This window comes from Mesorhizobium sp. USDA 4132 (genome assembly GCF_056279545.1).
Window position 1 is genome coordinate 3529239 of the sequence record NZ_JBWCCP010000001.1, and the last position, 23245, is coordinate 3552483.

Below are 23245 nucleotides of genomic sequence, written 5' to 3' on the forward strand. Positions count from 1 at the left end.
AGCCCTAAAAACAAAGGCCGGCGCCACCTGTTCTGGCGCCGGCCCCGTCCCTACCGCCCTCGTTGGTTTTTCTAGAACCGGTAGGTAACGCCTGTGCCGATCAGCCAGGGATTGATCTTTGCCTTGCCGCTCAGCGGTCCGAGCACGTCGTGATCGGCCTTCCAGTCGGTCTCCATGAAGATCTTCTTCACGTCGAAGTTCACACCCCAGTGCTGGTCGATCATGTAATCGAAGCCAACCTGAAGGGCTGCACCAACGTGATTCTCGACGTCGAGATTGTGGAAGCCAGGCTTTTCGGACTGGTTGTAGAAGAGCGAATAATTGACGCCGGCACCGACATAGGGCTTGAATGCGCCGAAATCGGTGAAGTGGTATTGCAGCGTCAGCGTCGGCGGCAGAAGCCAGGCGCGGCCGACCGGCACGCCGACGGCACCGTCTTCCTTGATATTCGCGTAGGTCGTGCCAAGGACCAGTTCGGCGGCGATATTGTCGGTGAAGAAGTAGCTGATATCGAGTTCGGGGATGACCGAGTCGGAAAAGGACAGGTCCGAACCCGGCACGCCGTTGACCGAACCGCGGTTCTCAGTGATGACGCCCAAGCCGCGCACGCGGATCTGCCAGGGGCTCTGGCCGGTAGCGGCCTCCTGCGCCACCGGGGCGACGGATGCCGGCGTCAGATCCGCCGCTGCCGCCCCGAATGCGAAAAAAGCCGCACCCGCGCCTGCGATCCATCTCAGATGCCGCCCCCGTTCGTGTTCATGTAAGCTCTCCTGCTTGCGTTTTGATCTTGCGAGGAGAGGCTTAGGAGCAGGCTGCGAGAGTCGGATTGATCAGGATCAACCGCGGCCGGCGGATGCACGACGGCGGCCTGAAAGGGAGAATTTGTCGCACGAAAAACCCCGCCTCCCCTTGGGGGCGCTCCCACGGGAGTGCTCCACCGAGGAGACGGGGTTTGGGCAGATCGTCGGGGCGCGAGGCCTTGAGTGCTGAATGCCTTGGGCCGAAAACTCGGCCTTTGTCAGGCCAGCTTGCGCCCGTTGGCGACGATCATGCCAGCGGCACCTTCCAGCCAGCCGGCCTTGAGTTCGAGCGCCAGGAAACGCGAACGCTCGAAGGGGCCGGGCATGACGAGATGCCGGGTCTTGTCGGCGAAGAAACCGAACCGTTCATAATAGGCAGCATCGCCGACCAGCAGGATCGCGCCGTGGCCGCGCTTGTGGGCCTCGGTGATCGCCGCACGCATCAGCGCAGCACCTATGCCCTTGCCTTCATAAGCGCAATCGACCGCAAGCGGGCCGAGCAGCAGCGCATCGATCGCCTGGCCTTCGGACGAAATGCCGGCTTCGATGTTCCAAAGCCGCACGGTGCCGATCACGTGGCCGGCGCCGTCACGGGCGACGATCGCAAGGCCTTCGGCCGGCACGCGGTTGCGGCGGATCTTTTCCGACGATTTTTTGCGACGATCCGGGCCCATGGCGCGGTCGAGCAGGGTTTCGCGGGCGACCACGTCGGCCGGAGTTTCGGCGTCGATGGCGAAAGTGGAATTGGGCGCAAAGAATGCGCGCACAGAATCAAGAACAGCGGCCATCGTGGCCTCCCGTACCCAATACCGTTATCAGCGGCGATGAAGAGGAATTGTGAATTTGCCGCCCCGGCTGGTTACGGGGCCGGCGGTATTGGATGACGCCAGTCAGGCAGGCGAAGCCGCCTTAGATGACGTACGCCTTCAGGGGGTCGAAGCCGTTGAAGGCGACGGCCGAATAGGTCGTCGTATAGGCGCCGGTGCCTTCGATCAGAACCTCGTCGCCAATGGTGAGTGTCACCGGCAGCGGATACATGTTCTTCTCGTACATCACGTCGGCGCTGTCGCAGGTCGGGCCGGCGAGAACGCAGGGTTCCATCTCGTCGCCGTCCCGCTCGGTGCGGATCGGGTAGCGGATGGCCTCGTCCATGGTTTCGGCGAGACCGCCGAACTTGCCGATGTCGAGGAAGACCCATCGGTGATTGTCGTTGTCCGACTTCTTCGACACGAGGACGACTTCAGCCTTGATGACGCCCGCATTGCCGACCATGCCGCGACCCGGCTCGATGATCGTCTTCGGCAGGTTGTTGCCGAAATACTTGCGCAGCGAAGCGAAGATCGCCTTGCCGTACGCTTCGGCAGACGGCACGTCGCGCAGGTACTTGGTCGGAAAACCACCGCCCATGTTGACCATCTGCAGAACGATGCCCTGCTTTGCGAGCGAACCGAAGACGCGCTTGGCATCGGCAAGAGCCGCATCCCAGGCATCGACCTTGGTCATCTGCGAGCCGACATGGAAGGACACGCCGTAGGATTCGAGACCCATCTGGTGCGCGTAGACGAGCACGTCGACGGCCATCTGCGGCACGCAACCGAACTTGCGGGAAAGCGGCCATTCGGCGCCTTCGCCATCGGTCAGCACGCGGCAGAATACCTTCGCACCGGGGGCGGCGCGGGAAATCTTCTCGACTTCCTCATGGCTGTCGACGGCATAAAGGCCGACGCCGAGCGCGAAGGCGCGTGCGATGTCGCGCTCCTTCTTGATCGTGTTGCCAAAGGAAATGCGGTCGGCGGAAGCGCCGGCATCGAGTGCCATCTGGATTTCGGCGACCGAGGCGCAGTCGAAGTTGGAGCCCATCGAAGCGAGCAGCTTCAGGATTGCCGGTTCCGGGTTGGCCTTGACCGCATAATAGATCGCGCTGTCCGGCAGTGCATGACGGAAGGCGGTGAAATTGTCGCGCACGACGTCGAGATCGACAACAAGAAACGGTCCTTCGGGACGCTGGGTCTTGATGAAGTCAAGGATGCGAGCAGTGGTCATCGATCAGTCCCTTCAAAATCTCAAAGCTCCGGCTGTGAACCGGAGGACAAAGGACGGATGAGAATGCGTTCAGCCCGGTTGGTGGAGACACCGGTACCGTGAACACGCTCAAACGCGCGATAAGTGGATCAACGCTCTGCCACGAACAATGATCCGGCTTTGTCTGCCATGGATTGGAGGGAGGTCCCTACCGCACTTCCGGCAATGATGGTGTGCCTCTTCAGTAACCCCCGCTGATGGAAAGCAGGGAGAGAACAAAAAGGCCCGCACCGTCGTTGCTTCAGATGTCCTCGCATTTCCCGGATGGCCGGAATAGCGACTGGAGGGGTTAGTTCCAGGTACCTTACCGATGACCTCACCAAATAGAGGGTCGGCGGACACCCACGGGCACGTGCGACTTTGGGCTGACCGGGAGATAAGAATATTCGCGGTCATAATCAAGAGTTTTTTTGCCCCTCACCAAAATTTCGCATTGCACAATTCCGTGCTAAATCCCAACTAGGATCGACCAGACTAAAAGGGGCGACATTTGGACACTCTCACCCGCATGCGGGCCTTCATCGATGTGGTTGAAGCAGAAGGCTTTTCAGCCGCAGCCCGGCGGACCGGGCGGTCGAAGGCGCTGCTGTCGAAATATGTGCGCGAACTGGAAGACGATCTGGGTGCCCTGCTGCTCAATCGCACCACCCGCCAGTTCTCGATGACCGAGGCCGGGCACACCTATTACCGGACCGCCGCCGATATCCTCAAGGAAATCGACAATCTCGCCGACCTCGTGCGCGAGAACAACGCCGATCTCAAGGGACGCCTGCGCGTTTCCGTACCTCGCACCTTCGTCGATGCGGAGGTCGGCCAGTCGCTGATCGATTTCGCCAAGAGCCACACCGAAGTGTCGCTGGAAATTGTCGCCGAGGACCGTTTTGTCGATCTGATCGAGGAGAATTTCGACCTCGCGATCCGAATCACCAAGCTGGAGGATTCCGGACTGATTGCCCGCAAGCTCTCCGATTTCCGGGTCTATACGGTGGCGACCGCCGATTTCGTCGCGAAATACGGCCCGCTCGAACACCCGCAGGACCTGAACCGCGTCCCCTTCATCATCGACACCAATTCCCGCTGGCACAACAATGTGCGCTTCACCGACAAGGACGGCTCGACCATTTCGGTCGCCGTCAGCGGCCCGGTCGAGATCAACAGCCCGCAGGCGACGTTGCGTGCCGCCCGCGCGGGCCTCGGCGTCGCGATCATCCCCGATTTCATCGCCAATGCCTCGATCCAGTCGGGCGAACTGGTGACGCTGTTCGACGATTATATTGCCAAGGACCGCGGCATCTATGCGGTCTATCCGCATCGCCGCTACCTGCCGGCCAAGGTCAGGAGCTTCGTCGACTTCCTCTCCACACCTGGTTCCGCCGCCAGCATTGATCGATCCGGCTGCCCGGCGCCTCGCCGGTCCCTACGGCGAATGAGGTAACGCCTCCCCGGCTGGTCGACCTATTGGCCGGCTTGCTTGAGCTTGGCTTCGATCCGCATAGTGCGGCTCAGCGTGCGAAAGTCCCGGCATCGCGGAGGATCGAGGTCCATGCAGAAAAGCCTGGCGATGTTCGTGTCGGCGCCGGTGATCGAGGCCGAAAACGGCAAGCTGGTGCTCGACAAGAAGTTCGTTTCCGGCATGGCCCTGCATGTGCAGCACTGGTCCGGGCCGGTCACCTGCTTCATCCGCCGCGGTGCGACCGACATACCTTTCGGCGGTCGCTACGATATCGGCGACCTCGATTTCCGGGTGCGGATTCTAGAGCCGGAGGAACGGGTCTCGGCAGACCATCTCGCCGACTTCGACCTCGCGCTGTTATCGGGAGATTCCTATCTGGACCTGCTGCCGCCGGCGGTAATCCGGCAAGCGAAGAGCGCGGTGGTCTACTCGATCGAATACACCCATCAGACCCGGCTGCAGATCATCTCGCTCGACGACACCCGCAGCCTGCCGCGGAAAATCTACGGCATGGCCTGGACGGTGATGCAGGAATACAAGCGCAAGCGCGCCTTCCGCGCCGCCCGCGGCATCCAGGCAAACGGTTACCCGGCCCACGCGGCCTATCACGACATGTGCGGCAGCCAGCTCCTCTACCTCGACAACCGCATGAAGCCGGCAATGTTCGCGACGCCGCAGGAGATGAGCGCGCGAAAACGGCATCTCCAGAACGGCGAGCCGTTGCGGCTCATTCATTCGGGACGGCTCGAACCGATGAAGGGCGTGCAGGACCTCGTTCCGATCGCCAGGCTGCTTGACGAGAGGGGCGTCGATTTCACCCTGACGATCTACGGCGAGGGAAGCCTTTCCGCCGCGATCAACGCCGACATCCACAAGCATTGGCTTCAGGACTGTGTCTTCCTCAAGGATCCGGTCGATTTCGAGCAGGAACTCGTACCGCTGACGCGAACCGGTGCGGATATCTTCCTCAGCTGCCACAGACAGTCCGATCCCTCCTGCACCTATATCGAGACGATGGGCTGCGGCGTTCCGATCGCCGGTTACGACAACGACATGTGGTCGGCGCTGATGATCGAATCGAAAGCCGGCTGGATCGCCCCGCTCGGCGATATCAGGGCGATGGCCGATCGATTGGCCGCCCTCGACAAAGACCGCGCATCCATTGTGGAGCGGGCCGAAAACGCGCTTCGGTTCGCGCGAGGGTGGGACTTCGAAAGCCAGTTCCGCAAACGCATGGAGCATCTGGAAAATCTGACCAGGCACTAGCACTACTTTGGCAGATTAATCCTCGGTTAACGATGGTCGGCGATCTTTGGCACTTCAACAGGGGTGCGAAGGATGGCAGAGCAAGATGTTGCACTGACGGAATGGCTGAAGCCGTTCGTTGAGAAGCTTGGCCACAAGAAGCGGCGGCAGATGTGCCCGATCTATGTTTCGGGTCTGATTGGGCCTGGTGATCGCAAAAGCATAGAGCCGATGGCGGAGCGGCTTGCGCCTGATCGCTACGATCGCCTGCATCATTTCATCTCGGATGGCATTTGGGACGCCGGTCCGCTTGAGGCGGAATTGGCCGTGCAGGCTGATAGAATAGTCGGAGGCCCGGATGCATTTCTGGTGATCGACGATACTGGCCTTCCGAAGAAGGGCGACCACTCGGTAGGGGTCGCGCCGCAATATGCATCGATGCTGGGCAAGCGCGCCAATTGCCAGACGCTGGTGTCACTGACGCTGGCACGCGACGAGGTCCCTGTCCCGGTGGGTTTGCGGCTGTTCCTGCCCGAGAGTTGGACCAGCGATCAGAACAGAATGGCAAAAGCCGGCGTTCCCGAGCTGTCGCGCATATCCCGCACCAAACCGGAGATCGCGCTTGACGAGATCGATCGGCTGATTGCCGCAGGTGTCCGGTTTGGTACCGTGCTTGCGGACGCAGGCTATGGTCTGTCAGCCGCTTTTCGCCAGGGTTTGAGTGCCCGGGGTCTCACCTGGGCCGTCGGCATTCCCAAGCATCAGAAGGTGTATCCCCATGATGTCGCATTGATCTTTCCTGTTGCTGGTCATGGACGGCCGCGCAAACATTCCATCCCCGATACGCTGTCGACAGCCGCCGAAACGATGCTGGCGGCCTCGACGTGGACGAAACTCAGCTGGCGGCGTGGCACCAAAGGCCGACTGACCGCGCGCTTTGCTGCCCTGCGCATTCAGATCGCTGATGGCAGCCCACAACGCATCTTCGACAAGGGGCAACAGCATATGCCGGGCGAGGAAGCCTGGCTGGTTGGCGAGTGGCGCTCAAACGACGAACGCAAATATTATCTGTCCAATCTGCCGGCCGCAGCGACATTGAAGCAACTGGCGGCGGCCATCAAAGCTCGTTGGGTCTGCGAGCAGGCTCATCAGCAGATGAAGGAAGAACTCGGTCTCGATCACTTCGAAGGCCGATCATGGCAAGGCCTTCATCGACACGCGCTGATGACCATGATCGCTTATGCCTTCCTGCAACATCAGCGCCTATACAAGGCAAAGCGGGAAAAAAAGGAACAGACGCGGCCCGCCTAAACCGACACTGCCAGCTATCCGACGCGCCGTCATAGCCGCGCTCTCAAACCACCATCTACCACAACGATGTCCTCACTGCCGTATCAGGTTCCAAATGACCTCAAGATCAATTCTGCCAAAGTAGTGCTAGGCCGTAAACTCATAAACTCGGAGCCACAGGCGGATCGAGGCAAGTTGGACCATCGCGATAAAGTTCTCGGCGGTCGTCGACGCGAGGCACGCCTAGTGGCTTGTTGGGTAATAGCGGCTTAATCATGCGCCATTCAAAATCTGTCAGGCCATATCGGCTCATGTGAGCCTCGAACCAGAAATCGGCGCGATCCTGAAAGCATAAAAGCACCCAAGCAGAAAACGACCTCGCATTGGAGGCAGCCCAATGCTATTGTTAGTGCAATAGAAAACGGGGCAAGACAATCATGGATTTGGTGATTCCCGGCGCAACGAATCTCAGCCTGTTCGTCAGCGCCACACTGGTGCTGCTTCTCGTGCCGGGACCGGCAGTTCTTTACATCTTCGCGCGCTCGGTCGAGCAGGGTCGCTCTGCCGGGCTCGTTTCGATCCTTGGCATCCATACGGCCACGCTTGTTCATGTCGTCGCCGCCGCCGTGGGGTTGTCGGCGCTCCTGGCGTCATCCGCGCTAGCCTTCAGCGTAGTGAAGTATGCCGGCGCGGCCTATCTTATCTGGCTTGGCCTCAAGAAGCTTTTCGGCCCCTCGGACATTCCCAACGTCGAAGGCGGTTTACCGACGCGAAGCCGCATGCGCCTCTTTCGTGAGGGCTTTATCGTTAACCTCCTCAATCCGAAGACAGCGCTGTTCTTTCTGGCTTTCTTGCCTCAGTTCGTTGAGGTCAACCGTGGCCATGTGGCAATGCAGATCGCTTTTCTCGGGATTGTTTACACAGCGATTGGCATTCTGACGGACAGCTCCTACGCACTTGCCGCCGCCACGGCTGGCAAATGGCTGAAGCGCAGTCCCGTGTATCTGAAGGCTGAACGCTGGGTCAGTGGTTTCGTGTATATCGGCCTTGGCTTGACGGCCGCTTTTGCTGGCAATCATAAGAAATAGACCACCCGTCTTCCCCTGGAAGTCATCCTAAACAGCCGGCCAGTCGGTAACGATCTGGAATCGACGGCACGTCATCAAATAGCCGTTCGCGTTTATGGATTCACGGCCCAAAGCATGTCGCGCAAAAGTGTGCAGCGGTTTTGCGATAACGACATGCGTAAAACAAAGACTTGAAGGGTGTCGAGCGAATCCGAAGGATCGCGGCACGCTTTAGGTCACCGACTCCTAAAGCGCATCCGGATTTTGGCTGAAGCGAGTTTGACGAAAGCAAGGAGAGTGCGTGACCCTAGACTTGGGTCCCGTTCGAGTCGAAATTCCGTCTCATTTGCGCTGCACTGCAAGGGGCGGACGAACCGGGAGCCATAGGGCGAATGCGATATCGAGTCTTGACCATTGCCACACTGGCGGCTGCCTGCGTTCCGCTCCCCGCACTCGCCCATCCGCATATCTTTGCCGAGGCGCGGCTCGAAGTGGTGGCCGGGACCGATGGCAACGTCGCGGAGCTGCACAATGTCTGGCGGTTCGATGAGGTCTTCTCATCCAGCGTGCTGCTCGATTTCGACAAGAATACCGACCTGAAGCTCGACGCCAAGGAACTCGCGGCGCTCGGCGAGGTGATGCGCAAGTCGCTGGCCGACTATCACTATTTCACGACGATCACGGTCAACGGCGCCAATATCGGGGTGCAGAAGCCGGACGTGATCCACGTTTCGCTCGACGGCAACCAGCTTCTGGTCCTGTTTGCGGTGAAGCCCGAAAAACCGGTGCCGCTCAAGGGCCGGCTGGCCTTCGGCATCTACGATCCTTCCATGTACACCTCGATCGACTTCCCGACCGACGGCGACCTGATCGTCAAGGGCGACGGCTTTGCCCATTGCCAGCACAAGGTGGTGCGTCCCGACCCCGACGAAGTTATCTCCCAGAATACCACGTCGCTGACCGATGCCTTCTTCAACGATCCGACCGGCACCGACATGTCGAAACTTTTCGCCACCCGACTGGAACTGACATGCTGAAGACCCGCGGCGCCCTTTCCCCTTCCGTCGTCATTCCTGCCCTTCTCGCTGTTGCGGCGGTCGGCATCCTGACGGTGGGGTCGGCGCATGCGCAATCGCCGCTCGGCGTCGGTTCGGCCGAGCCCTCATTCTCGGTCGGCGGGCCGCTCGGTCCGTTTTTCGCCTGGATCAATTTTTACCAGCAATCCTTCTACCGGGCGCTGACCGGTTCGCTGAAGGCGATGCGCGGGGATCCCTGGGCGCTCTCCGGCCTGATCGGGCTGTCGTTCGCCTATGGCGTCTTCCACGCCGCAGGTCCTGGCCACGGCAAGGCGGTGATCTCCTCCTACATGATCGCCAACGAGATCGAACTCCGGCGCGGCGTCGTCATCTCCTTCATCTCCGCGCTGCTACAGGGCCTGGTGGCGGTGCTGCTGGTCGGCGCGGCCTATCTCCTCCTGCGCGGCTCGGGCATCACCATGACGGCGGCGACCCAGGCAATGGAGATTGCCAGCTTCGCCATGGTCGCGCTGTTCGGCGCCTGGCTGCTGGTGAAAAAGATCCGGGCGCTGCGGATGCGCGTCGTCAGCTTGCCCGTCGCAGCCCCCGCCGGTAACGGGCGCGGGCCGACCGGGCTGAATTTCCAGGCGGTCGAGATCGACGATCACGACTATCAGGGAACCGGCGATTATTGCGAGACTTGCGGCGTCAGCCACATGCCCGATCCCGCCCTGCTGAAGTCGAAGGATTTCAGCCTGCACGAGGCCTGGTCGGCGATCATTGCCGTCGGGCTGCGTCCCTGCTCGGGCGCGATCCTGGTGATGAGCTTTGCGCTGTTGAACAGCCTCTATCTCGGCGGCGTGCTGTCGGTCCTCGCCATGTCGATCGGCACGGCGATCACTGTCACCATTCTTGCGACGCTTGCGGTCACCGCCAAGGATCTCGCGGTCCGCTTCGCCGGTCCCGGCTCGCGCACGGGACGGCGGATCTCCCATGCGATCGAGATCGGCGGCGCACTGTTCGTGCTGCTGGTCGGGTTGTCGCTGCTCGGCGCTGCGCTGCAGGTGTAACGCCGCTGCCCCTTTCAGGCCGCGCGTTTACGCACCATGGCCGGGCTGCCCTTGCGCATCAATTGCCGGCAGGGCCGCTCGATTGCCACATGCAACAGCCATGACACGCCGATCACCACCATGCTCGTCACCACCGTCGCAACCACGTTACGGAGCACGAAGCCCGCATTGCCGAGCCTCCCCTCCACCATGGCCCAGACGCCGAGCGCCCGGTAGTGGGTGAGATAGACGGCAAAGGAGATGTCGCCGAGGAAATGCATCGGCGGGGAGGCGAAGAAATCCGCGAACAGCCCGCGATCGGTGCTGAGGCAGAAGAGCAGCGAGATGATCAGCAGATAGATCGCAAAATCCCAATCCGGCTGAGTGAGCGCGACCAGGGCCAGAAGCCCGACACCGATCTGCACCGGCGTGCGCGCCGCGAAGGCGGCGACGGCCGGGTCGTTGTGCAGCCGCCAGACCAGCTGACCGAGGGTGAAGCCTGCAAGGCAGCGGATCAGGGTGAAGGGTGCGGCGATGAGATCGAGCAGACCCTTGGAAATCGTCGACCCGATATAATGAAGGGAGGCGGCAAGCGTCAGGATCAGGATCGCGAGGATCGCGCCGATGCCGAGCAACAGCGCTGCCATGCGGCTCGACTTCAGACACAACAGGCCGATCACCGGGAATAGCAGGTAGACCAGCATTTCGGCGCTCACCGACCACGCCGGCGGATCGATGCTCGGCCAGTTGCCGAGCGACTGCAGCATCAGGACATTCGAGATGAACACGTCCGGTCCGATATCGAGCTCGGAGGATTTGAGGAAGGCGAGCGCGATGAACGCCAGCGTCACGGCGAGATAGAGCGGGTAGACCCTGGCGATGCGATGCCACAGGAAGTCGCCGAACCGGAACGCGCCCGACAGGAACGACGGCCCGTAGACATGCGCCATGACGAAGCCGCTGAGGATGAAAAACAGATCGACCGACAGATAGCCGTGGTTGAGGAAGGTCGAGAACGCCCCGTCCGACGGAACCCTGTCGAGCTCGAAATGGTAGACCATCACGAACACGGCCGCCGCCCCGCGAATACCCGTCATCGACCTGATTTCGCCCACCGCCATCGCAGCACCCTCCAGGACCTGGAAACCAGGCTACCGAGGCAGCTTACAGGGTTGGGAACACTGCACAATCCGGCCATCAGGCTAGGCGGCTACGCCTTAGGACTGCGCCCGCTCGAAGGCGGAGATGGTCAGCGGCCGCGATTGCGCTGGTAGCGTGCCCTCAGCCAGAAGATCGCGAAGAAACCGAGCAGCAGCATCGAGCCGATGACGACGGCGAGCACCGGAGAAAATTGCGCTATCCACATGACGATCGTCGGCAGGAAATAGATCACCAGCCCGATGCCTGCGAGGATCACCGCCGCGGCAATCGCCTGCGACCTTGCTTCTGGCGTCATGCGCTGGCTCCCTTGGCATCGGCTCCCTTGGCAAGCTCGGCGCGGATATCTTCGAGCCGGCGCTTCTGGGCGCCATCAGCCCCGAAATTTTCGGGCGAAAGCCATGCTTCGAACGCGGCCTTCAGGAGCGGCCATTCCGCGTCGATCATCGAGAACCAGGCGGTGTCGCGATTGGCCCCCTTGGAGATGAGATGTTGGCGGAAGACGCCCTCGAAGGTGAAGCCGTAACGGCGCGCCGTCGTCTTGCTCGGCTCGTTGTCGTTATGGCATTTCCATTCGTAGCGACGGTAATCGAGCCCTTCGAAAACATGTTTCGCCATCAGGTAATGCACTTCGGTCGACAGCGGCGAACGCTTCATGGATGCCCCATGCGCGACCGAGCCGACCTCGATGACGCCGTTCTTCGGGTCCGGCCGCATGTAGCTTGCCATGCCGACCACTTTCCCCGTCGCGTTGTCGCGCGAAACGAGCGTCACGAAACTCGAATGGACGCGGGCGTTTTCCAGCCAGTCGCCGAACGCGTTCACATCGGCAAAATCGTCGTTGGGGAAATATTTGAGAAGCGGATTGATGCCGTCTGCGCCGCCGAACCCGTCCCACAGTGCCTGAAGATGGGTGTCCCTGTCATAAGGTTCGAGCGTCACGAACCGCCCCTTGAGGGTGACCGGAGCGGGGGCGGCAACTTTGTAGTTTCTCAGATCGCGCATATCAGCCTCTTCTATCGTGCCAGTGGCTTAGGCCAGCGGCAGGGGAAAGGCAACCGGGACGGCAACGGCTGCCGCCGCACTTTGAGATGGACACAATCCTCGCTGTCTGCTTCCCTTCGAGGATCATCATGGGAGTTGTCCAATGGCGGTCTGCACCTCATGCAATCGGGAATTCGGGTTCGCGGATCTCAGGGGCGGCATCTGCCGCGACTGCCGCGCCAAGACGGAGGCCGAAAGCATGGCTTCGGCATTCAAGAAGATCGAGAACGGCATCATTTCCCCGGAAGACCTGAATGATCCGGCCCTTGCCAAGATCATCATCACGACGGGGAGCGAAATTCCCGGCCGACGGATCGACAGCATCGTCGATGTCGTTGGCGCCGAGACGGCGCTGGGCCTCAGCATATTCAAGGATATCGCCAACAATTTTCGCGATTTCTTCGGCGGCCGCAGCAAGACGGTACAATCCGCCGTCCGCGACGCCCGGACCGTCTGCATGATCGAGCTTCGCCGCGAAGCGATCCGCCTGAATGCCGACGCGATCATCGCAATCAAGATCGATTTCAGTGAATTATCGATGGCAGGGGGCGGCGGCATCCTGTTTGTTGCGGCGACCGGTACAGCCGTCAAGCTCGCCGACTGACGGCAGTCTGCCGGGCGGCCGCGCCATTCCTGTTCCCTAACCCATCAGGCGGACCGAGACCGGAAAGATGCGCAGCCGTTTGACGACATACGACTGGCGCGGTTTACGCCTTGACCTTCGCGGCCGATACCGTCGCGTCGATATGCTCGATCAGCGCATCGTCCAACCCGAGGCGGCCGGCGAGCAGATCGAGATAGCCGCGTTCGGCGCGGGTGTCCGGATCGATGGTCAGGCGCGAGGCGGCGTAGATCTCGACCCTCTGCTCTTCAGTGCGCGCGGCAGCGACGAGGTCGTCGATATCGACCGGATTGGCAAGTTCGTTCTCGATGAAGGCTTCCGCCTCGGCGCCGAGATCGACGGCATGCACCTTGTCCATGATGTTGGCGCGCTCGCCGGCGTCGATATGGCCGTCGGCCTTGGCGGCGGCGATCATCGCCCGCACGAGCGTCAACGCGAAATCGTTGGTGAGATCGGAAGACTGCGGATGGAAGGGAGAATCGGCGGGCGGCGTCAGGAGCGGCTTGTCGGCCTGCGGTGCGGGCGGCGGCACGGCTTCGGGCGATTTGCCCGACTGATAGTTCTTGTAGGCGAGATAACCGAGACCGGCGATCGCCGCGATGCCGCCGACCGCAGCGACATTACCGGCGATGTTGCGGCCGGTCTTGGTGCCGAGGACGGCCGCAAGAATCGCGCCGGTGGCGAGCGGATTGTTCTTGGCAAGCTGGGTCGCCTGCCCTGCCCGGTCCCTCACGCTTCCTCCCGACATGCCTGGAATCTGCGACCCCAGAAATTGGTCGAGAAGCTTCTTTGCGTCGAACATCGCACATCTCCCTGTTGTGTTTCCGGGGAGACATAGGGATTCGGCCATCAAATTACAAAGGCCGGTTGCGAGCGGCCTGGTGTCGCGGCTACGCCTTCAGCGCCGCCGCTTCCGAAGCGAGCTTGGTGATGTCGGCCCAATCGCCAGCCGAGACCAGCTCTTTCGGCGCGACCCAGGAGCCGCCGACGCAGATGACGTTCGGCAGCGACAGGTAGTCGTTGGCGTTCTTCAGCGAGATGCCGCCGGTCGGGCAGAACAGCGTGCCGGCGAGCGGCGAAGACAGCGCCTTCAGGTAAGCGGCGCCGCCGGCCTGTTCGGCGGGGAAAAATTTCAGCACCTCGTAGCCGGCTTCGCGCAGCGTCATCACTTCACTGGCTGTTGCAGCGCCCGGCAGCAGCGGCACGGGAGAATCCTTGGCGGCGGACAGTACACCGGGGGTCACGCCGGGCGAGACGATGAAGGTCGAGCCCGCCTTGACGGCCGCCTCGTAGTCGCGGGCATTGAGGATGGTGCCGGCGCCGACATTGGCGCCTTCGACTTCGTCGGCCACCGCCCTGACAGCATCGAGGGCTGCCGGCGTGCGCATGGTGATCTCGATCGCCCTCAGCCCGCCGGCGACGAGCGCGCGCGCCAGGCCCACAGCCGACTTCGCGTCATCAACGATCAGCACCGGCACCACCGGCTGCAGTTTCAGGATGGAAAGCAGCTTTTCGGTCTTGCCGGTCATGGATCAGGTCTCCGCGAAAACGATTGAAAACTTTAAGGCCGAGATACCCCTCAAGCCCGTCATTGTCGAGAAAAAACAGGCTCCATCGTCTAACAGGTTTGCGGGACGAAGAGTTTGCACTAGGGTTGTAGCGGTTGGTAAATGTTCCCGGGGTGGCGGGCAAAGTATGGCCAAGGAAATCGAACGGAAATTTCTGGTAAAGAGCGACGGCTGGCGCTTGGAGGTGTCGTCATCCTCCGATTTCCTGCAGGCCTATGTCGCATCCGGCGACGACCGCTCGGTGCGGGTGCGGATCATGGACGGCAAGCGCGCCAAGCTGACTATCAAGATCGGCCGCGAACTGCTGGCCCGCGACGAATTCGAATACGAAATTCCACTGGGCGATGCCGAGGAGATGGCGAACGCCGCCGTCGGCATCGTACTCGAAAAGACCCGCCACGAGGTCCGGCACGGGGGTTATACCTGGGAAGTGGATGTCTATGACGGAGCCTACAAGGGTTTGGTCGTCGCCGAGGTCGAGATCGAGGACGAAGGCGCCCTGCCCGACATCCCGGACTGGATTGGCGAGGAGATCACCGGCGACCGGCGATATTCAAACATGGTGATGGCGACCGAAGATTTGAGCGGAGAATTGTGTCATGGCGTACCGTCTGCGGCCCGCTAAATCCTTCACCGACGAGTTCCGGTCGGTTGCGGAAAGCCAGCTTTCCCACGCGATCCGGCTGCTCGAAGACCAGCCGGACGGCCAACACGAAGCGGTGCACGACGCGCGAAAACGCTTCAAGCGGGTGCGCGCCCTCTACCGGTTGGTACAGCCAGACGCAAAAACGTTCCGCCGGCAGGAAAACACCCGCATCCGCGACATGGCGCAGACGCTGTCGGCGGTGCGCGACGCGACCGCGCTGGTCGAGACGGTCGACTATCTCGCCGGCCATGCCGGCTCCCCCGAAGAACTTTCCGCCCTCACCACCGCCTCCAAGGCGCTGACCGAACGGCGCGATCGGATCGCCTCGGAGGAACACGACCTGCCGGCCAAGATGGCGGCCGCGGTCGACACCTGCCGCGCGGCGATCGCAGCTCTCGACGACCTCGATCTCGACAATGATCCGCACAAGACGGCCAAGCGGCTCGCCAAGGCCTGGAAGGACCAGCGCGAGAAGGCGCTCGGCGCGCTCGCCGGCTGCGAGGAACACGGCGATGCGGAGACCTATCACGGGCTGCGCAAATGCGGCCAGACCTACTGGATGCACTTGTCGCTGCTCGGGGCGATCTGGCCTTCCGCGATGCTCGCCAAGCAGCAACAGGCGAAGGCCCTGGTCGATCTGCTCGGCCACGAACACGATCTTTCGGTGCTGACCGGGCTCGTCAACGAAAGCCCCGAACTGTTCGGCGACAGCGATACGCTGGCCCGGGTGCTCGGCGCCATCATCACCCGCCAGCAGGCGCTGCGGCACGAGGCGCTGGAAGCGGCCCACGAGGTGTTCGCCGACAGCGCCGAGACGGAAAGCGGGTTGATCGCGCTGCTATGGGAAAAGGCAGCCACGACGCCGCGCAAGGAACGTCGTGCGGCAAAGCTGCACAGGGCCCACGAAGCCCACGAGAAAGAAACCGCGTTGCGCGGATAGCCCGGAAACTGTATTTCAGCGCCATGACCGAAAACATCATGCAAACCCGCCCGGAGGCTCAACCGGAAGCGACGGGCGCCTGGCTCGTCGCCGCGCTCTATCATTTTGCGCGTTTCGACCGCTACGAGAGCTTTCGCGACTCCCTGCAGGCCTTCTGCGACGAGAACGGCATCAAGGGCACGCTGCTGATCGCCCGCGAGGGGATCAACGGCACGGTTGCCGGTTCCGACGCAGCGATATTAGGGCTTCTCGCCTATCTGCGCGCCCAGCCGGAATTCGCAGGCCTCGAGCACAAGGAAAGCCGTGCGTCGAAGATGCCCTTCCTGCGCATGAAGGTGCGGCCGAAGAAGGAAATCGTCACCATGGGCGTCGAGGATATCGACCCCAAGCGCATCGTCGGCACCTATGTTGAGCCGAAGGACTGGAACGCGCTGATTTCCGATCCGGAAACCATCGTCATCGACACCCGCAACGATTACGAAACGGCAATCGGCATCTTCAAGGGCGCCGTCGATCCGCAGACCAAGACCTTCCGCGAGTTTCCCGACTGGGTGAAGAACAATCCCGGCCTCCACAACAAGCCGAAGATCGCCATGTACTGCACCGGCGGCATCCGCTGCGAGAAGGCGACCGCCTTCATGAAGGAACAGGGCTTCGACGAGGTTTTCCACTTGAAGGGCGGCATCCTGAAATATCTGGAAGAGGTGCCAGCAGAGGAAAGCCTGTGGGAAGGCGCCTGCTTCGTCTTCGACGAGCGCGTTTCCGTGGAGCACGGCTTGAAGGAAGGCAACCACAAGCTCTGCCACGCCTGCCGCAGCCCGATCACCGCTGAAGAAGTGACCTCGCCCCATTACGAGGAAGGCGTCTCCTGCTCGACCTGCTACCCGACCCGCACCGAGGAAGACCGCGATCGCTACCGCCAGCGCCAGCTCCAGATCGCGCTCGCCAAGAAGCGTGGTGTCAGGCATATCGGCGGGTAAGGTCGCCCGCGCCAGACGGGCTGGCGCGACCGGATCGTGGCTGCCGCCTGCCCAATACTTCACCAAAAGCCGTCAAAGAGCGATATCAACAGCGCAACCATTGCGACCCACCAGACGAGAAGGGCGAGGACTTTGAGTTCCGCTCGCATTGCGTCGCGTTTAGAGATGACATGATTGAGACTTTCGCGCGCGTCACTCACTGCTCTTTCGAGATTTGCACCACGCGTATCCCTTTTAGGGCCAAGCGCACTTGTAAGACCACAGCCAAGCAAAAGGACAAAAACGAACAGATAGGTCATCGCTCTGTTTCCTAACTCGGAAGATAGCGAAATAAATTGACCCTCAGGTCCCCGCGTCAACTGCCGATCAAGTGTTATTGATAGAACCATTGGCGCAACGCAGCCGCCGGAGGTTCCTGAATGGATACGGCCGTCGGCCCGCAGAAACTTTTCAGACCGCTCGCACTTCGGCAAGTCGCTTGACCGCGTACTCGTCCTGCCAGCAGACGGCGGCTTCCCATGCGGCTGACGCTTGCGCGGCGACGTCATGGGCGCCCTCGTCGAGATCGGCGGCGTTGTCGGGCAGTACCAGGTCAAGGTCGGGGACGTCGACATGTGACTCATCCCAGTCGATCAGCGCGACCCGATCTGCGTTCACGCGGATGTTGCCGGGGTTGTTCGGGTTGCCATGGACAACGCAGGTCCGGCGCCCGATGAGCCGGGCCCACGCTGCTCGACATCGAACAACGCCCTCAGGCGGCATCGCGGTAAGGTTGATCCTCGTTCCGGTTTCGGCATACAGGAGGTCGGTCGAGGATCGCCAGCCTGGGCGCTGCGGCCAGCCTTGTGTCAACCGATGCAGCTCGCGAAGCACGTCGGCCACGCGACGCCAATCGGATTTGGTCTCGGGCGGTCCGCCCTCCATGTATTTCATCACCACCAGACCGTCTGCGAACAGGCGACCGTCAGCTGTCGGGATCGGTACTGGAACGGTCATACCTTCACGGTCGAGGTATTGGAGCAGGTCTGTTTCCCATGCGAGATCAGCGTCGCTTCTGGAGCCGAGACGAGCAACCGCGATCTGCCCGCGGATGCGAACGCTCCACACATCGTTGGCAGATCCGCCAGTGAGCGGTTCGATGCGAACCGCGTCTTCACCCCATTGGCCGAGCGCTTCCCATCCCATTGGAAATACCTTGGCGACCGTGATTAAGTTGAGAGAGAAATAGCGAGAGTTTACGACGCCATCATGTTGGCAATCGGCGCAACCCGGCCAATTTCATTCCCGGAAGGACTTGCCGCATTGCTACGTAGTTCCGCAGATTTTGCCACACAAACGGAACTGCCGGTAACTGAAGGGCCGGCCTACGCCGCCCCGCTCATCCCGCCCGGCAGGCGGTTGCCGCGGTAGATGATGTCGATCTGTTCCGAGGACATCGGCTTGCCGAACAGATAGCCCTGCAGCTCGTCGCAGCCGGTCAGGCGCAGTTGCAACGCCTGTGCCTCAGTTTCGACGCCCTCGGCCGTGACCGGGATTTCCAGCGAGCGGGCGAGAGCCACGGTCGCCTGAAGAAGATCGACGGCGCGGCCGCCCTCTTCCAGCGCGTGCACCAGCGACTTGTCTATCTTCATCCGGTCGAAGCCGAACTGGCGCAGGTAACCGACGCTCGAAAAGCCGGCGCCGAAATCGTCGAGCGCGATCTTCACCCCGAGCTGCTTCAGCTTGGCAAGAGCGGCGCGGGCGCGTTCCGGGTTCTGAATGAAATAACCCTCGGTCATTTCAAGCGTGATGCGTGAGGGATCGGTTGCGGTCTTGCGGAACACCGAGGCTACATGCAGGGCAAATGCCGGATCGCGGAACTGGCCGGGCGAGATGTTGACCGCGAGCTTCAGCTCTGGCCACAGCGTCAGCGTCTCGCAGGCACGGTGGAGCACGAACAGGCCGAGCTGGTCGATGAGCCCGGTCGATTCGGCGATCGGGATGAAGATGTCGGGCGGCACCGGGCCATAACCGGTGCGGTTCCAGCGCGCCAGCGCCTCGATGCCGATGATCCGCCAGGTCCGGGCGTCCACCACGGGCTGATAGACGATGGTCAGTTCGCGGCGCTCGATGGCGATCCTGAGATCGATTTCCAGCATGTTGCGCTCTTCGCGCTCGGCATCCATTTCCGGCTGATAATATTCGGTCCGGCCCCGGCCAGTTTCCTTGGCGTGATACATCGCCATGTCGGAACGCCGCACCAATTCCTCGCCGGAGACCTTGCCGCGTGGCGAAACGGCGACGCCGATACAGGTGCCGATCGTCGCGACCCGTTCGCCGATCACGAAGGGTTCGTCGAAGAAACCGAGAATGCGGTCGCTCAGCGTATCCACGACCCTTCCAATGTCCGTGCTGGCCAGCGCGATGGCGAATTCGTCGCCACCGACGCGGGCAAGGGTCGCCGTATCGCCGACCAGTGTCTTGAGGCCGGCCGCGACACCGCGGATCAGCTTGTCGCCGGTGCCGTGGCCATAGGCGTCGTTGACTTCCTTGAAGCCGTCGAGATCGAGATAGAGCAGTGCCACATCATGGTTGCTGCGGCGGCTCTGCACCACCAGGGCATCGAGCGCGGCAAAGAAGCCGGCGCGGTTGAGGAGCCCGCTCAACCGGTCGCTCATGGCCAGATGCCGCGCCGCCGCCTCGTCCGCCGTCAGCCGATTGAGCGTATTGCTGCCGCTGACGAAGAGGAGGAGGAAGAACAGGCCAACCATCGCAAGCGCGCAATAGACCAGCGGCCGGACCTGAGCGTAACCCATGTCGCCCGGCCTGCGGGGATGCCAGACGAGCCGCTGCAGCACCCTGCCGTGGATATTGCGGATCTCCACCATGTTCAAAACGGCATCGGAGGCGCTCGCGAAACGAAGCCCATCGAGGACGTAGGTTTCGGAGAGCTTCCGAACCTTGGCCTCATCGAGATGCCGGGCGAAGACCAGGAAGCGGCGGTTTGCGACCGGCTGATCGAGCTGTCCCGATTTCTGCCGGATCAGGGCCACCCCGACGGCCGCGACACCCTTTTTGGTCTGGACGAAACTGACTGCCTCCGGCACGCTTTCGGCGCCGGCGGAACTCGCCTTGTCGAACAGCGTCCAGAGCGAAGTGTCGAAATAGTCACGCGGCGACCAGTTGACGGGCGCGCCGTCCTGATAGGCCATCAGCACGTTCTGGTTCATGTCCATGACGACGGCAATGTCGAAGAGATCGCTGTTGGCGGTCATGTCGCCATAGTTGCTGGCGACCCAGGCCTGATCATCCGCATAGACCGCTTGGGCGGCGTCGTCCCAGGCAGCGTAATCGTTCAGCGTCGCGTGCAGCTGCTCCCGGAACGTCTGGATCGCGCCTGATGTCGTTTCCTGCGAGCGCCCCTCATCGAGACGATTGGCGTAATCGGCGATGCGGTCGATAGCGGTCAGGATGAAGATCGTCACCAGCACCACGACCACCGCGAAGACAAGCAGCATCGACGTCACGGCAGAGCGACGGCCAAGTGTTGCGGAGCGGCGAAAGCGAGACGGAAGAAGCCGCATCGAAGACCTCATGGAGTCCTACATCTTTCGCGGGTATTCCTTCAGATAGGGTTAAAAGAAGAAGGCCGGCGCTCACACTTGAGCACCGGCCTTCAAGAATTTTCGAAAACTCGATATTACCAGGCGGCGATGACGGCGCCCTTGAACTGGGTGTTGACGAAATCCTTCACCGGAGCGCTGTGATAGGCTTCCACGAGCGTCTTGACCCAGGCCGCATCCTTGTCCTTGGACTTGACGGCGATGACGTTGATGTAAGGGGCCTTTTCGCCTTCCTTGGCGATCGGATCGGTCTTCGGGTTGAGGCCGGCTTCCAATGCGTAATTGGTGTTGATGACCGACGCATCGACGTCGTCGAGCGAACGCGGCAGCTGGGCGGCGTCGAGTTCGGCGAACTCGATCTTCTTGGCGTTTTCGGTAACGTCGGCGGGGCCGATCTTCAGGCCTTTTGCGGCATTGACCTTGATCAGGCCCTGGTCGGCGAGGATGAGCAGCGCGCGGCCGCCATTGGTCGGGTCGTTGGGGATGGCGACGGTGGCGCCCTGCTTCAGGTCGGCGAGGCTCTTCACCTTCTTGGAATAGACGCCCATCGGGAAGTTGACGGTCTGCGCGACGCTGACGATGTCGAACTTGCGATCCTTGACCTGATTGTCGAGATAGGGCTGGTGCTGGAAGGAATTAGCGTTGAGCTCGCCATCGGCCAGCGCCTGGTTCGGCACGACGTAATCGGAGAATTCGAGAATCTGGATGTTGAGGCCCTTGGTGGCCGCGACTTCCTTCACCTTTTCCATGATCTGGGCATGCGGGCCGGGGGTGACGCCGATCTTGATGTCTTCGGCAAGCGCCGGAGCAGCAGCGAAGGCGGCGAGTGCCGCGGCGATGATGAGCTTCTTCATAAGTGTCTCCTTGGGTTTGCTTATATGCGCCAGTCTTCTTGGTATGTCTTGGGAGGCTGGCTTTCGGAATGATTTCAGGTCTGGCGGTTGCGCTTGTCGAAGCGGCGGGCGAGCGCGTCGCCAGCGCTCTGGATCGCCTGGACCAGCACGATCAGCACCACGACGACGGCAAACATCACATCCGGCATGAAGCGCTGGTAGCCGTAGCGGATGCCGAGATCGCCGAGCCCCCCGCCGCCGACCGCGCCGACCATGGCGGAATAACCGACCAGGCTGACGAGGGTAAGCGTCAACGCCAGCGTCAGGCCCGGCCTGGCCTCGGCGAGCAGCACCTTGAAGACGATCTGCAGCGGCGTCGCACCCATGGCGCGGGCAGCCTCGATCAGGCCCTTGTCCACTTCGCGGATCGCCGCTTCGGCAAGGCGGGCGACGAAGGGAATGGTCGCCACCGTCAGCGGCACGATCGCCGCATAGGTGCCGATCGAGGTACCGGTGACGAGGCGCGTGAATGGGATGATCGCCACGACGAGGATGATGAACGGCGTCGAGCGCGCCGCATTGACGATCGCCCCGATGATGCGGTTCAAGGCCGGTGCGGGGAAAAGCTCGCCCTTGCCGCTGGTTGCCAGGAACACGCCGATCGGCAGGCCGATCAGTGCGCCGATCAGGCCGGCGACCGCGACCATCTGCAGCGTCTGGCCAATCGCTTTCAGAAGCAGGTTGAAGAGCATGTCAGGCGACATAACCGAGCACCTCCGTGGAAAGACCGGTTGCGGCATAGAAGCGCTCGGCGCGTTCCGTGACGGCAGGATCGGCCGGATACGCGACGACCAGCGAGCCGTAGGGTTCGCCGGCGATTTCCTCGATCGTGCCGGCGAGGATGTTGACATCGGCGCCGAGTTCGGTGACCAGCCGGGCGGTCAGCGGCTGAAAGGCCGTCGACCCGAAGAAGATCAGCCGCACCAGCACCCGGTCGCCGGCGGACGGCTGCGGCTTCAGGTTCGAGCGGATCCATTCCGGCAGGTTGGTGCCGAGTGCCGCCGACAGAAGCGAGCGGGTCGTCTCATGCTTGGCGCCGGTGAAGACGTCGAAGGTGCGGCCGGCCTCGACGATCTTGCCGCGGTCGATCACCGCCACGTCCGAGGCGATGGTCTTCACCACCTCCATCTCGTGGGTGATCAGAAGCACCGTGAGGCCAAGCTCGGCATTGATGCGCTTCAGCAGCGCCAGGATCGACTGCGTGGTTTCCGGGTCGAGCGCCGAGGTCGCCTCGTCCGAAAGCAGCAGTTTCGGTGAGGTGGCGAGGGCCCGGGCAATGCCGATGCGCTGCTTCTGGCCACCGGAGAGTTCGGCGGGATAGCGGTCCGACTTGTCGCCAAGGCCGACGAGGTCAATCAGCGGCGCGACCTTGTCGCGGATCTCCCTGGCGGAAAGGCCGGCGATCTCGAGCGGCAGGGCGACGTTTTCGAAGGCGGTGCGCGAGGACAGAAGGTTGAAGTGCTGGAAGATCATGCCGACCTGGCGGCGCAGATCCCGCAGCCCGGTTTCCGACAGACCGCCCACCTCGACACCATCGACGACGACGCGGCCGGAGGTCGCCTTTTCGAGCCCATTGACGAGGCGGATCAGCGTCGATTTGCCGGCGCCCGAACGGCCGATGATGCCGGTGATCGCGCCACGCGCGACCGACAGATCGATGCCGTCGAGCGCGGTGAACTGGCTCTTGTCGTCGGCACCGCCGAACCGCTTGGTTACCGCCTCGAACGCCACCATCGGCGTTTCGGCAGCCAAGGGAGACGGCGCGGTTTCGACCGCAGTGTGAAGGAATG

General features: G+C 61.9%; 22 protein-coding genes and 3 pseudogenes. 10 read left to right on the plus strand and 15 right to left on the minus strand.

What is annotated here, in order from left to right; genetic code table 11:
- Nucleotides 1-71 precede the first annotated feature (71 nt).
- From ACZ9IU_RS17955 to odc2, 3 genes are all read right to left on the minus strand, one after another.
- Nucleotides 72-737: an OmpW/AlkL family protein gene (locus ACZ9IU_RS17955; protein ID WP_051899807.1), complete on the minus strand. Its 666-nt coding sequence runs from the start codon at nucleotides 735-737 to the stop codon at nucleotides 72-74.
- 281 nt (nucleotides 738-1018) lie between these two features.
- The gene (locus tag ACZ9IU_RS17960; protein ID WP_038545317.1) at nucleotides 1019-1588 is read right to left on the minus strand and encodes a GNAT family N-acetyltransferase; all 570 of its coding nucleotides are present in this window, start codon (nucleotides 1586-1588) and stop codon (nucleotides 1019-1021) included.
- Nucleotides 1589-1709: 121 nt separating this feature from the next.
- Nucleotides 1710-2843 (minus strand): ornithine/lysine decarboxylase, encoded by a 1134-nt coding sequence (odc2, locus tag ACZ9IU_RS17965; protein ID WP_038545319.1) that lies wholly within the window; start codon nucleotides 2841-2843, stop codon nucleotides 1710-1712.
- 529 nt (nucleotides 2844-3372) lie between these two features.
- Here odc2 and ACZ9IU_RS17970 point away from each other — a divergent pair.
- The 3 genes and pseudogenes from ACZ9IU_RS17970 to ACZ9IU_RS17980 all read left to right on the plus strand — a co-directional run.
- Nucleotides 3373-4268: pseudogene (locus tag ACZ9IU_RS17970) on the plus strand (LysR family transcriptional regulator).
- A gap of 157 nt (nucleotides 4269-4425) precedes the next feature.
- The gene (locus ACZ9IU_RS17975) at nucleotides 4426-5601 is read left to right on the plus strand and encodes a glycosyltransferase (RefSeq protein WP_038545322.1); all 1176 of its coding nucleotides are present in this window, start codon (nucleotides 4426-4428) and stop codon (nucleotides 5599-5601) included.
- Between the two features lie 72 nt (nucleotides 5602-5673).
- Nucleotides 5674-6888: pseudogene (locus ACZ9IU_RS17980) on the plus strand (IS701 family transposase); the annotation flags it as partial.
- Nucleotides 6889-7081: 193 nt separating this feature from the next.
- Here ACZ9IU_RS17980 and ACZ9IU_RS17985 read toward each other — a convergent pair.
- Nucleotides 7082-7183 (minus strand): annotated as a pseudogene (locus ACZ9IU_RS17985) (IS5/IS1182 family transposase); the annotation flags it as partial.
- Nucleotides 7184-7307: 124 nt separating this feature from the next.
- On the opposite strand from ACZ9IU_RS17985, the gene ACZ9IU_RS17990 reads away from it, so the two are divergent.
- The 3 genes from ACZ9IU_RS17990 to ACZ9IU_RS18000 all read left to right on the plus strand — a co-directional run bounded on the left by ACZ9IU_RS17990 (nucleotide 7308) and on the right by ACZ9IU_RS18000 (nucleotide 10023).
- The gene (locus ACZ9IU_RS17990; RefSeq protein ID WP_038545324.1) at nucleotides 7308-7958 is read left to right on the plus strand and encodes a LysE family translocator; all 651 of its coding nucleotides are present in this window, start codon (nucleotides 7308-7310) and stop codon (nucleotides 7956-7958) included.
- 371 nt (nucleotides 7959-8329) lie between these two features.
- Nucleotides 8330-8974 carry a DUF1007 family protein gene (locus ACZ9IU_RS17995; RefSeq protein WP_038545327.1) on the plus strand — a complete coding sequence of 215 codons (645 nt, stop codon included), beginning with the start codon at nucleotides 8330-8332 and terminating at the stop codon, nucleotides 8972-8974.
- A complete protein-coding gene (locus ACZ9IU_RS18000) occupies nucleotides 8968-10023 on the plus strand; it encodes a nickel/cobalt transporter (protein WP_051899809.1) in 1056 nt (351 codons plus the stop codon). Before ACZ9IU_RS17995 ends, ACZ9IU_RS18000 begins: the two co-directional genes overlap by 7 nt.
- Nucleotides 10024-10037: 14 nt before the next feature.
- On the opposite strand, the gene ACZ9IU_RS18005 is transcribed toward ACZ9IU_RS18000, so the two are convergent.
- The 3 genes from ACZ9IU_RS18005 to ACZ9IU_RS18015 form a co-directional block, all read right to left on the minus strand.
- The gene (locus ACZ9IU_RS18005) at nucleotides 10038-11123 is read right to left on the minus strand and encodes an acyltransferase family protein (protein ID WP_051899810.1); all 1086 of its coding nucleotides are present in this window, start codon (nucleotides 11121-11123) and stop codon (nucleotides 10038-10040) included.
- A 128-nt stretch (nucleotides 11124-11251) separates the two neighbouring features.
- Nucleotides 11252-11458 carry a hypothetical protein gene (locus ACZ9IU_RS18010; protein WP_038545330.1) on the minus strand — a complete coding sequence of 69 codons (207 nt, stop codon included), beginning with the start codon at nucleotides 11456-11458 and terminating at the stop codon, nucleotides 11252-11254.
- Nucleotides 11455-12165 (minus strand): GNAT family N-acetyltransferase, encoded by a 711-nt coding sequence (locus ACZ9IU_RS18015; protein ID WP_038545334.1) that lies wholly within the window; start codon nucleotides 12163-12165, stop codon nucleotides 11455-11457. The genes ACZ9IU_RS18010 and ACZ9IU_RS18015 overlap by 4 nt, the downstream gene beginning before the upstream one ends.
- Nucleotides 12166-12307: 142 nt before the next feature.
- Between ACZ9IU_RS18015 and ACZ9IU_RS18020 the strand changes: the two genes are divergently transcribed.
- Nucleotides 12308-12808, plus strand: coding sequence for a YbjQ family protein (locus ACZ9IU_RS18020; protein ID WP_051899811.1), 501 nt, complete (start codon nucleotides 12308-12310; stop codon nucleotides 12806-12808).
- Between the two features lie 103 nt (nucleotides 12809-12911).
- Here ACZ9IU_RS18020 and ACZ9IU_RS18025 read toward each other — a convergent pair whose 3' ends face one another.
- Together ACZ9IU_RS18025 and ACZ9IU_RS18030 are read right to left on the minus strand one after the other, a co-directional pair.
- Nucleotides 12912-13628, minus strand: coding sequence for a tellurite resistance TerB family protein (locus ACZ9IU_RS18025; protein WP_038545338.1), 717 nt, complete (start codon nucleotides 13626-13628; stop codon nucleotides 12912-12914).
- An 88-nt stretch (nucleotides 13629-13716) separates the two neighbouring features.
- A complete protein-coding gene (locus tag ACZ9IU_RS18030; protein ID WP_038545342.1) occupies nucleotides 13717-14355 on the minus strand; it encodes a 2-dehydro-3-deoxy-phosphogluconate aldolase in 639 nt (212 codons plus the stop codon).
- A gap of 166 nt (nucleotides 14356-14521) precedes the next feature.
- Here ACZ9IU_RS18030 and ACZ9IU_RS18035 point away from each other — a divergent pair, with 166 nt between their 5' ends.
- Genes ACZ9IU_RS18035 through trhO form a run of 3 tightly spaced genes read left to right on the plus strand, consistent with a single transcriptional unit; the run spans nucleotide 14522 to nucleotide 16960 of the window.
- Nucleotides 14522-15019, plus strand: coding sequence for a CYTH domain-containing protein (locus ACZ9IU_RS18035; RefSeq protein ID WP_038545345.1), 498 nt, complete (start codon nucleotides 14522-14524; stop codon nucleotides 15017-15019).
- Nucleotides 14994-15980, plus strand: coding sequence for a CHAD domain-containing protein (locus ACZ9IU_RS18040; protein ID WP_038545348.1), 987 nt, complete (start codon nucleotides 14994-14996; stop codon nucleotides 15978-15980). Before ACZ9IU_RS18035 ends, ACZ9IU_RS18040 begins: the two co-directional genes overlap by 26 nt.
- A gap of 38 nt (nucleotides 15981-16018) precedes the next feature.
- Nucleotides 16019-16960, plus strand: a complete 942-nt coding sequence (trhO, locus tag ACZ9IU_RS18045) for an oxygen-dependent tRNA uridine(34) hydroxylase TrhO (protein ID WP_437179027.1) — start codon at nucleotides 16019-16021, stop codon at nucleotides 16958-16960.
- A 59-nt stretch (nucleotides 16961-17019) separates the two neighbouring features.
- On the opposite strand, the gene ACZ9IU_RS18050 is transcribed toward trhO, so the two are convergent.
- The 6 genes from ACZ9IU_RS18050 to ACZ9IU_RS18075 all read right to left on the minus strand — a co-directional run bounded on the left by ACZ9IU_RS18050 (nucleotide 17020) and on the right by ACZ9IU_RS18075 (nucleotide 23189).
- Nucleotides 17020-17259: a hypothetical protein gene (locus ACZ9IU_RS18050; RefSeq protein ID WP_038545353.1), complete on the minus strand. Its 240-nt coding sequence runs from the start codon at nucleotides 17257-17259 to the stop codon at nucleotides 17020-17022.
- A 151-nt stretch (nucleotides 17260-17410) separates the two neighbouring features.
- Entirely contained in the window at nucleotides 17411-18145 is a 735-nt protein-coding gene (locus ACZ9IU_RS18055) for a phosphotransferase enzyme family protein (protein ID WP_038545356.1), read from the minus strand.
- 179 nt (nucleotides 18146-18324) lie between these two features.
- On the minus strand, nucleotides 18325-20523 hold the full coding sequence (locus ACZ9IU_RS18060; protein WP_038545359.1) for a bifunctional diguanylate cyclase/phosphodiesterase: 2199 nt from the start codon (nucleotides 20521-20523) through the stop codon (nucleotides 18325-18327).
- A 116-nt stretch (nucleotides 20524-20639) separates the two neighbouring features.
- Entirely contained in the window at nucleotides 20640-21416 is a 777-nt protein-coding gene (locus tag ACZ9IU_RS18065; protein ID WP_038545362.1) for a MetQ/NlpA family ABC transporter substrate-binding protein, read from the minus strand.
- A gap of 74 nt (nucleotides 21417-21490) precedes the next feature.
- Nucleotides 21491-22159, minus strand: coding sequence for a methionine ABC transporter permease (locus ACZ9IU_RS18070; RefSeq protein ID WP_038545365.1), 669 nt, complete (start codon nucleotides 22157-22159; stop codon nucleotides 21491-21493).
- Nucleotides 22149-23189, minus strand: coding sequence for a methionine ABC transporter ATP-binding protein (locus ACZ9IU_RS18075; protein WP_038549616.1), 1041 nt, complete (start codon nucleotides 23187-23189; stop codon nucleotides 22149-22151). Before ACZ9IU_RS18075 ends, ACZ9IU_RS18070 begins: the two co-directional genes overlap by 11 nt.
- Nucleotides 23190-23245 lie beyond the last annotated feature (56 nt).

Coding starts and splice junctions, on each gene's coding strand:
- ACZ9IU_RS17960 (WP_038545317.1), bottom strand. CDS start 1,588: ATGGCCGCTGTTCTTGATTCTGTGCGCGCATTCTTTGCGCCCAATTCC.
- odc2 (WP_038545319.1), bottom strand. CDS start 2,843: ATGACCACTGCTCGCATCCTTGACTTCATCAAGACCCAGCGTCCCGAA.
- ACZ9IU_RS17975 (WP_038545322.1), top strand. CDS start 4,426: ATGCAGAAAAGCCTGGCGATGTTCGTGTCGGCGCCGGTGATCGAGGCC.
- ACZ9IU_RS17990 (WP_038545324.1), top strand. CDS start 7,308: ATGGATTTGGTGATTCCCGGCGCAACGAATCTCAGCCTGTTCGTCAGC.
- ACZ9IU_RS17995 (WP_038545327.1), top strand. CDS start 8,330: ATGCGATATCGAGTCTTGACCATTGCCACACTGGCGGCTGCCTGCGTT.
- ACZ9IU_RS18000 (WP_051899809.1), top strand. CDS start 8,968: ATGCTGAAGACCCGCGGCGCCCTTTCCCCTTCCGTCGTCATTCCTGCC.
- ACZ9IU_RS18005 (WP_051899810.1), bottom strand. CDS start 11,123: ATGGCGGTGGGCGAAATCAGGTCGATGACGGGTATTCGCGGGGCGGCG.
- ACZ9IU_RS18010 (WP_038545330.1), bottom strand. CDS start 11,458: ATGACGCCAGAAGCAAGGTCGCAGGCGATTGCCGCGGCGGTGATCCTC.
- ACZ9IU_RS18015 (WP_038545334.1), bottom strand. CDS start 12,165: ATGCGCGATCTGAGAAACTACAAAGTTGCCGCCCCCGCTCCGGTCACC.
- ACZ9IU_RS18020 (WP_051899811.1), top strand. CDS start 12,308: ATGGCGGTCTGCACCTCATGCAATCGGGAATTCGGGTTCGCGGATCTC.
- ACZ9IU_RS18025 (WP_038545338.1), bottom strand. CDS start 13,628: ATGTTCGACGCAAAGAAGCTTCTCGACCAATTTCTGGGGTCGCAGATT.
- ACZ9IU_RS18030 (WP_038545342.1), bottom strand. CDS start 14,355: ATGACCGGCAAGACCGAAAAGCTGCTTTCCATCCTGAAACTGCAGCCG.
- ACZ9IU_RS18035 (WP_038545345.1), top strand. CDS start 14,522: ATGGCCAAGGAAATCGAACGGAAATTTCTGGTAAAGAGCGACGGCTGG.
- ACZ9IU_RS18040 (WP_038545348.1), top strand. CDS start 14,994: ATGGCGTACCGTCTGCGGCCCGCTAAATCCTTCACCGACGAGTTCCGG.
- trhO (WP_437179027.1), top strand. CDS start 16,019: ATGCAAACCCGCCCGGAGGCTCAACCGGAAGCGACGGGCGCCTGGCTC.
- ACZ9IU_RS18050 (WP_038545353.1), bottom strand. CDS start 17,259: ATGACCTATCTGTTCGTTTTTGTCCTTTTGCTTGGCTGTGGTCTTACA.
- ACZ9IU_RS18055 (WP_038545356.1), bottom strand. CDS start 18,145: ATGGGATGGGAAGCGCTCGGCCAATGGGGTGAAGACGCGGTTCGCATC.
- ACZ9IU_RS18060 (WP_038545359.1), bottom strand. CDS start 20,523: ATGCGGCTTCTTCCGTCTCGCTTTCGCCGCTCCGCAACACTTGGCCGT.
- ACZ9IU_RS18065 (WP_038545362.1), bottom strand. CDS start 21,416: ATGAAGAAGCTCATCATCGCCGCGGCACTCGCCGCCTTCGCTGCTGCT.
- ACZ9IU_RS18070 (WP_038545365.1), bottom strand. CDS start 22,159: ATGTCGCCTGACATGCTCTTCAACCTGCTTCTGAAAGCGATTGGCCAG.
- ACZ9IU_RS18075 (WP_038549616.1), bottom strand. CDS start 23,189: ATGGTGGCGTTCGAGGCGGTAACCAAGCGGTTCGGCGGTGCCGACGAC.